This window comes from Oleiphilus sp. HI0061 (genome assembly GCF_001635675.1).
The window spans coordinates 1-8,133 of sequence record NZ_LWFE01001129.1; the positions used below are offsets into that span (position 1 = coordinate 1).

Annotated in this window: 7 protein-coding genes; 5 read left to right on the forward strand and 2 right to left on the reverse strand. The window is 43.3% G+C overall.

Annotated elements, in window-relative coordinates:
- Positions 1-12: 12 nt before the first annotated feature.
- Entirely contained in the window at positions 13-648 is a 636-nt protein-coding gene (gene nth / locus A3735_RS16770; RefSeq protein ID WP_068512591.1) for an endonuclease III, read from the reverse strand.
- A 230-nt stretch (positions 649-878) separates the two neighbouring features.
- Here nth and A3735_RS16775 point away from each other — a divergent pair, with 230 nt between their 5' ends.
- The 5 genes from A3735_RS16775 (at position 879) to argB (ending at position 6,632) form a co-directional block, all read left to right on the forward strand.
- Entirely contained in the window at positions 879-1,088 is a 210-nt protein-coding gene (locus A3735_RS16775) for a cold-shock protein (RefSeq protein ID WP_068512589.1), read from the forward strand.
- 207 nt (positions 1,089-1,295) lie between these two features.
- A complete protein-coding gene (gene coaBC / locus A3735_RS16780; RefSeq protein WP_068512586.1) occupies positions 1,296-2,534 on the forward strand; it encodes a bifunctional phosphopantothenoylcysteine decarboxylase/phosphopantothenate--cysteine ligase CoaBC in 1,239 nt (412 codons plus the stop codon).
- Positions 2,535-2,610: 76 nt separating this feature from the next.
- Positions 2,611-3,072, forward strand: a complete 462-nt coding sequence (dut, locus tag A3735_RS16785; RefSeq protein ID WP_068512582.1) for a dUTP diphosphatase — start codon at positions 2,611-2,613, stop codon at positions 3,070-3,072.
- A gap of 24 nt (positions 3,073-3,096) precedes the next feature.
- Positions 3,097-5,697, forward strand: coding sequence for a phosphomannomutase/phosphoglucomutase (locus A3735_RS32395; protein ID WP_082865411.1), 2,601 nt, complete (start codon positions 3,097-3,099; stop codon positions 5,695-5,697).
- A gap of 38 nt (positions 5,698-5,735) precedes the next feature.
- Positions 5,736-6,632, forward strand: coding sequence for an acetylglutamate kinase (argB, locus tag A3735_RS16795; protein ID WP_068638315.1), 897 nt, complete (start codon positions 5,736-5,738; stop codon positions 6,630-6,632).
- A 45-nt stretch (positions 6,633-6,677) separates the two neighbouring features.
- Here argB and A3735_RS16800 read toward each other — a convergent pair whose 3' ends face one another.
- Positions 6,678-7,742 (reverse strand): GGDEF domain-containing protein, encoded by a 1,065-nt coding sequence (locus A3735_RS16800; RefSeq protein WP_068512567.1) that lies wholly within the window; start codon positions 7,740-7,742, stop codon positions 6,678-6,680.
- Between the last annotated feature and the right edge of the window lie 391 nt (positions 7,743-8,133).

Consider the following 8,133-nt stretch of genomic DNA (forward strand, 5'->3'; position numbering starts at 1 on the left):
GCTAGTAAGTAATTACTCGCCGGTTTTTTCTTTAAATTCGCATAAGTCCTCAATTAAGCAGGCGCCGCATTTAGGTTTTCTGGCAACGCATGTGTAACGTCCGTGAAGAATAAGCCAGTGGTGAGCGTCTAATAAGAACTCTTTGGGAACAAATTTAAGAAGCTTCTTTTCAACTTCCAGTACATTCTTACCGGGTGCGATTTTTGTCCGATTGGACACTCTAAAAATATGCGTGTCGACGGCCATGGCAACTTGTTTAAATGCCGTGTTCAATACCACGTTTGCAGTTTTTCTTCCTACACCAGGCAAAGCCTCAAGCTCTTCTCTGGTTTGTGGGACCTCACTATTATGCTTATCTATCAGTATGTTGCATGTTTTAATGACGTTTTCTGCTTTTGCATTAAACAGGCCAATGGTTTTTATATAAGCCTTTAAGCCATCAAGGCCCAAGTCTCTAATTGTTTCGGGGGTATTGGCAATGGGAAACAGTTTATCGGTTGCTTTATTTACACCTTTGTCAGTTGCTTGGGCTGATAAGACGACAGCTATCAGTAACTCAAAAGGGGAGCTGTAGTTCAGCTCTGTCTCGGGGGATGGGTTTTCATTTCGTAAGCGTGTAAAAATTTCAGTGCGTTTGCTTTTATTCATAAGGTAGTAGCTAATATAGGCGGTAGGGAATGTTTACTTTTTGTGACTCTTTATGTATGAGGTTTGTATTTAAGATTTAATAGAGTATACTGCAGGCAGCCTAGAAAGCCCGGCTATTTTTTTATGTTCTGTGTTTAGACTTGCTAGTAATAGTGTTCAACCCGGTAAGCATAAGTTATATCCAGTTTTTCGGCGATTTTATGTTTTAGTTTTTTAGTCAGGATATGATTATGTCAGATAGAGTTACTGGTAAAGTTAAGTTTTTCAACGAATCTAAAGGTTTTGGTTTCATCGAGCAGGAAAATGGCCCAGACGTGTTTGTACACTTCAGCGCTATTCAATCTGATGGCTTCAAGACTCTTGCTGAAGGTCAGACTGTAGAATTTACAGTTGGTACTGGTCAGAAAGGTCCACAAGCTGAGAACGTTACTCCTATGTAATTTCTCTCGATGAGCATGCTACCCTCGTGGTATCAGCTTATTGAAAAAGAGCGCTTTTTAGCGCTCTTTTTTTTGCCTGTAAAAAATGCAGAGTGAGCAGTTCGCATGAGAGTGCTTGACGCCGAACTCCTAATAAACTCTTGGTTTAGCGTGAAATCGAGGGCTATGAGTGGTATCTTTTCGCTTTTATCGTGAAGGGAAGTAGGTATGAGCTCCAAACTGAGCGGCAAAAAGATATTACTTGGGATAACCGGCGGTATCGCAGCTTACAAATCTGCAGACCTGTGCAGGCAGCTCGTTAAGGCTGGCGCACAAGTACGTGTTGTGATGAGTAGGGGAGCTCAGCAATTTATTACCCCACTTAGCCTGCAGGCTTTGTCTGGTAACCCCGTCCAAACTGAACTGTTAGACTCCGATGCAGAAGCAGGAATGGGTCACATTGAACTGGCAAAATGGCCAGATCTTATCTTGGTTGCTCCAGCCACAGCTGACTTTTTAGCGAGATATGCTCAAGGTATGGCGGGCGACTTGCTTAATACTTTGCTGTTGGCTAGTACTGCTCAGGTATTCCTGGCGCCTGCAATGAATCAGGCTATGTGGTTGAACCCACTGACTCGGCGGAATATTTCTGAATTGACTAAAACTCTGGGGTCTGCAGTGACAATCCTGGGGCCAGCACAGGGAGAACAAGCCTGTGGGGATGTCGGTCCTGGCAGAATGTTAGAGCCCGCGGAGCTGTGTGAGTCGCTAGAGATATTAATTACTAAAGAACCATCTAGCTTATTGGCTGGGCGTAAGGTAGTGATCACTGCCGGACCAACACAGGAAGCGCTTGACCCGGTCCGCTATATTAGTAATCACAGCTCGGGGAAAATGGGCTATGCACTTGCTGAAAGTTGTGTTCGTGCAGGGGCAAAGGTTACCTTGGTTTCTGGCCCGACAAAACTTGACGCGCCCGATGGAGTTGAGCGTTTGAATGTATTGTCAGCAGTAGAAATGAGGGATACTGTTTTGGCACAGCTTGGCGGTTCAAATAATATTTTCATTGCGTGTGCAGCGGTGGCGGACTACAGGCCTCAGACGATACAAACAAAGAAAATAAAGAAGAAGCCTGATGAAGGCGAGTCGATGACTATTACCTTAGAGCAAAATCCGGATATTGTAGCGACAGTTTCCTCATTAAAGTCACGTCCTTTTACCGTTGGTTTTGCTGCAGAAACACATGATGTGTTGGATTATGCCAGAGACAAACTTAAGCGTAAGAACTTGGATATGATTATAGCGAATGATGTATCCAAGCCCGAGATAGGCTTTAACAGTGATCAGAATGAGGCATGGATAATTACTGCGCAAGATGAAAAGGCTTGCGCTAAGCAGTCCAAAGCCTCTTTAGCTGAAGAAATAGTAAAGGATATAGCAAAAAAAATGGATGGAAGCGCTTCTTAGCGAAACTCGCATATACAAAGCGAAAGAAGCATCTAAACTTATGTCGACAGTAAATAAATATTGAGAAGATCTGATAATGACGCGACAAACACTACAGGTAAAAATCTTGGATGAACGCTTGGGTTCAGAAATCCCCATGCCAGAATACGCAACTCAAGGCTCTGCTGGAATAGATTTAAGGGCTTGCTTAGATAAAAGCATAGAGCTGGCTCCTGGTGAAACCGTTTTGTTACCTACAGGGTTGTCTATTTATATCGAAGATCCGAATCTGGCTGCGATGATATTACCGCGATCCGGACTTGGGCATAAACATGGTATTGTTTTGGGCAACTTGGTAGGCCTGATTGACTCAGATTACCAAGGGCAGTTAATGGTTTCTTGCTGGAACCGGGGGAACTCAAACTTTGTTATTGAGGTTGGTGAACGCATTGCGCAGTTAGTGCTTGTGCCGGTTGTTCAGGCGCAATTTGAGGTTGTTGAAGAATTTACGGAAAGTGCTCGCGGTGAGGGCGGTTTTGGTTCGACTGGCAGAGCATAGTAACAATAGAGTGAGAGCTTGAGCATGTTCAAAAAGAAAGATACGGTTGTCAAAGATAGCACTAAAGAAGAGGCGGCAGCCAAGAAGCCTGCGAAGAAAGTCAAATCTTCAAAGAAAACAAAAGTAGGAAAAAGCCTGGTATCGTGGATATACCAACCGGCCTTACTTGTGTTGATAGGCTTGACTGTATCGTATTTTTTAATTGACCAGTTCTCGCTACGTCAAAATGAAATTGCATTTAATGCAGAGGTAGATCAACAGCGTCTAGACTCTCTGGCTCAAAGTTTTAATGCTTACATAGATGCGAAAAAGCGAAGTGTAGCCAATATATCTTTACAAGATTCTGGCGAAGAAGGCTTATCAAGTCGTCAACTTAAGAGCTTTTGGGCAGAGCTTGATGCTGTTTATCAGGTGCCTAGTTCCAAGCTAGAAAGTTTGCGACAAAATAACCCAGCGCTTTCTTTTGCCAGTATCGACTTGCTGAGGCGTTCGCTAAAGAAAGAGAGCTTATTAATAGAACCCTTCTTTAACGAAGGTGTTTGGTATATTCAGTTTGCAAGCCCTGTAAAACAACGTGAATCACAAGCGTTGTCTGGTGATATTATGCTGGCTATATTTCAGTTGAATATCATCGAGTCAACTCTCAAGCAGAGTGAGGCGGCAAGTGCTGGTGAGGTGGCTTTGGCATCTCAGTCCGGGCGAGCGATCTTATCCTTTGGAAAAGGCAACTCGGCAAATAAACTAAAGAGTGCTACCAGTGTGCCTGGCGTCACAATTACCTACGCTCCTGATGCTAGAAAGTCCTTACAGATTGACCGAATAATGGTGATGATTATTTTGCTTGGGGTAGGTGTTGTGCTAATTCTTGGGCTAGTGTTAATCGCTCGGATGAACATGCTAAGTGTTCGTAAAGATATTCTTCAAGTTAGTCAAATGGCAGCTGGGCTTGCTTCGGGTGGCAAAACTGGGCGTGCCTCCTTCTCCTTTGGAGAGTTCACAGCAATGTCGTCAGCTGTATCTGAACACATAAAGCACTTATCCGCGAGTGCGAAGAAGTCTGTGCAACAGACCGCTAATAAGCCAAAAGAAGAGCAGTCTAAAAAAACAGCTCCTGTTTCGAATGACGTAGAAGATGATGCGCCTCTGTTTGATGATGATTTGCTTGATTTGGATGTGTTAAATGATGCAGAAGGTTCTGGAGCGCTTGGTGATACAGATGATATGGTTTCGGAAGTGCAAGGTCTGGATATAGATATTCCCCAGACTATTTTCCGCGCCTATGATATCCGGGGTGTGGTTGACGAAACCTTAAACGAAGGGCTTGTAGAGTTAATAGGTAAAGCTATTGCAAGTGAGGCGCTTCTTCAAGGGCAAAACGCGATATGCGTCGGGTTTGATGGTCGTTATTCTAGCGTACCGTACTCGGATTCATTGATCCGCGGGATCTTGAGTACCGGCCTGGATGTCGTCAATGTTGGGCAGGTTCCCACGCCGGTTTTATATTTCTCTACGCACCACTTTAAAACAGGAAGTGGTGTGATGATTACAGGCAGTCATAATCCAGCTAATTATAACGGCCTTAAGATCATGCTTGATGGTAAAACCTTGGCTGGCGATGATATTCAAAAGCTCTACAACCGTATCTTGTTGCAGGACTTTGAGCATGGAGAAGGTTCATGTACAGATAGCGATGTGACCCAAGAGTACATGGACACAATTCTAAATGATATTGCTGTTGCTGCGCCTTTAAAAGTTGTATTGGATGCGGGTAACGGCGTGGGCGGGAAGGTTGCGCCACAACTAATTGAAGAACTTGGTTGTGAAGTTATTCCATTGCATTGTGAGGTTGATGGTAGTTTTCCTAATCATCACCCTGACCCTAGTAACCCAGACAATCTCAGAGACTTGATTGCCGCAGTGCAAGAGCATGATGCGGATATCGGTTTAGCCTTCGACGGCGATGCAGATCGTTTGGGCGTTGTAACCAATACAGGTAAGATTATTTGGCCTGATCGTTTGTTGATGTTGTTCGCCAAAGACGTTGTCTCCCGTAACCCGGGAGCAGATATCTTATTTGATGTTAAATGCTCTCGACGCCTTAATGGTTTGATTAGCAGTTATGGCGGTCGCCCGGTAATGTGGAAGAGCGGACACTCTTATATGAAAGCTAAAATGAGAGAAACCGGGGCATTACTTGCTGGTGAAATGAGTGGTCATGTATTCTTCAAAGAGCGTTGGTTTGGCTTCGATGACGGTCTCTATGCTGCCGCTCGTTTATTAGAAGTCTTGGGTATTGAAGATCGCTCTTCTGAAGAAGTATTTGCCGATTTTCCTGAAGACTTAAGTACGCCTGAGATAAATATCAGTGTGACAGATGAGTCTAAATTTATGATCGTTGAAAGTCTGTGTGCTTTGAAAGACCAGTTTGTTGGTGGAAATATTTCCACGATAGATGGTTTACGAGTCGAATACCCAAATGCCTGGGGTTTATGTCGTGCATCCAATACCACTCCCGTATTGGTTCTGAGGTTCGAGGCTGATAATGAGGCAGCTTTAGAAGAAGTGAAGTCGATATTTAGGACGCAGCTTCAGATAGTCGATCCATCAATTGAATGTAATTTTTAGGTCAACCATTCTGACCTTTATTGTTTGTTAGGAAAAATATGAGTTTAACAAGAGAATCTGCTGGCCAGGTGGCTTCAGTATTAAGCAAAGCACTGCCTTATATTCAGCGCTTTTCAGGTAAAACCTTGGTGATTAAGTATGGTGGCAACGCCATGGAGAACGAAGACTTAAAGAACAGCTTTGCAAGAGATGTTGTGTTGATGAAGTTGGTGGGCATCAATCCGATTGTTGTGCATGGGGGCGGCCCCCAAATAGGTGACTTGCTTGAGCGTTTGAATATTGAAAGCCACTTCGTTGATGGTATGCGTGTCACCGATAGCCAGACGATGGATGTGGTCGAGATGGTCTTGGGCGGAAAAGTGAATNAGGAAATTGTTGCTCTTATTAACAGCAATGGAGGTAAGGCAATAGGTCTTACAGGGAAGGATGCAAACCTGATCAAGGCAACTAAACTTCATGTCGATAAAATAACTCCAGAAGTTGATCGACCAGAAATTATAGATTACGGTCATGTTGGTCAGGTCAAGTCGGTCGATACCTCGGTTATTGATATGATGACCAAAAGTGATGTGATACCCGTTATTGCACCGATCGGAGTCGGTGAAGATGGGATGTCTTATAATATCAATGCTGACTTGGTTGCTGGAAAAGTAGCTGAGGCGGTAGCAGCAGAAAAACTTATTCTACTGACAAATATTTCTGGTCTGCAGGATAAATCGGGAGAGGTGTTAACAGGTTTATCAACTGCTCAGGTCGATGAGTTGATTGCTGATGGAACGATATACGGCGGTATGTTGCCGAAAATTAAGTGCGCTTTAGAGGCTGTGAAAAACGGAGTAAAGAGTTCGCACATTATTGACGGTCGAGTTAGCCACTCAACACTTTTGGAAATCTTTACAGATGAAGGTGTTGGAACGCTGATTACTAATGACTAGTACTTAGTGTGCTGAGCGGTCAGTAATTATGGCCGCTTGATTGTTTTAAATAAGCGTACTTGATGACTCTTTGCTGTCAGAACCTACATTTGAACCGCCCACAACTTTATTCTTTCCTGAACGTTTTGCCTCGTGCATGAACTTATCAGCTTTACGAATTAGCTGCTCTGCACTCTCTCCATACTTGTATACGGCGACACCGATCGAAGCTGTGACAGTTCCTAGTTCAATCTTTTCTGCGCTGTCTGATAAAGTTTGTTTCGATAAGCGCTCACGAATATTCTCAGCGACAATGTAAGCTCCTTCGCAGGCCGTTTCAGGCAGTAGAATTGCGAATTGTTCGCCAGCAAACCGAGCAACCGAGTCGCAGCCCTTAATGTTGTTTTTTAAGAGTGTCGCGACAAAACGAAGAACTTTGTCGCCAATTGTATGACCAAATTGTTCATTAAAACGCTTGAAATCATCCAGGTCGATTAACAGTAGGCATAATGGTTTCTTCTCGGCTTTGCTGGAAGAAATAAAGTTTTCTATCTCCATATCAAAGGCACGGCGATTGTTCACCTTTGTGAGGGAATCTGTTGTTGCTTCAGAGTTAAGCTTTGATACTTCGGCCCTGAGTTTTTTCATTTCAAGCGCCATGCTTTCAAGGGAAGTTTGCATACTCTGTGCAGCGCTTTCACGCTTCTTGGTTTCATCTAGCAGATGGCTAATGAGTGACTTTATATCACTGATGTCACTGGCACCTTCCATTTTCTCAGAAAACGACGATAAGGTCTGCGCGTAATCAGTTAGTCCGTGACCCTCCTTATTAACTTTGTTGAGAAAGTTATGAATAATTTCTTTAACACTATTGCTCAGCTTATTGACTGCAGCTTCGTGGGCGTCTGAAATATATTTCTCATAGAGTGATTGAAGGGTTTCCGTGGTATAGCTTGTCTTCTTAGCATCCAGTTCTTGAATTGCTTTGCTAAGTTCCGGGTTGTCACCCACGACGAACTCATACCAAATCGCATAATTATTAGGCGTAGTAGCGATATTTCGTTTGTTCATTTCCGGCAGCGTTTTTTTCAGAAGGTCTACTGCTCTGGATACATCATCTGAGTGCTTCATGGTAAGGGTCTAACTTCGACTTTAGCTATATAAATGGTGAAATGCTGAATTGGCAGTGATTAACCCATTAATTGCCTACAGCTTATAGATTTTAGCTTAGACCTAAATATCTGAAGATAAAGTTAAATTCTTAGAATATTTGCTATAGTTTGTATACGAAGTTGGATAAGTTACTTGGAACATAAGAAATGATTAAGAAGTTAGGGGCTTTATTGATTCTTGGGCTGCTCCTTGTAGCAGGCATCAAGGCCTATGCCACGTACTCTGCGATGCAGTTTATAGAAAGTTTTAAACAAGAGCATAGTAAAAGCCTTTCGTTAAGCNATTNCTGGCTATCGGTTGACTTTGAAGGGAATATCCATTTTGAGGGACTTGTTTTAACGCCTTTTAG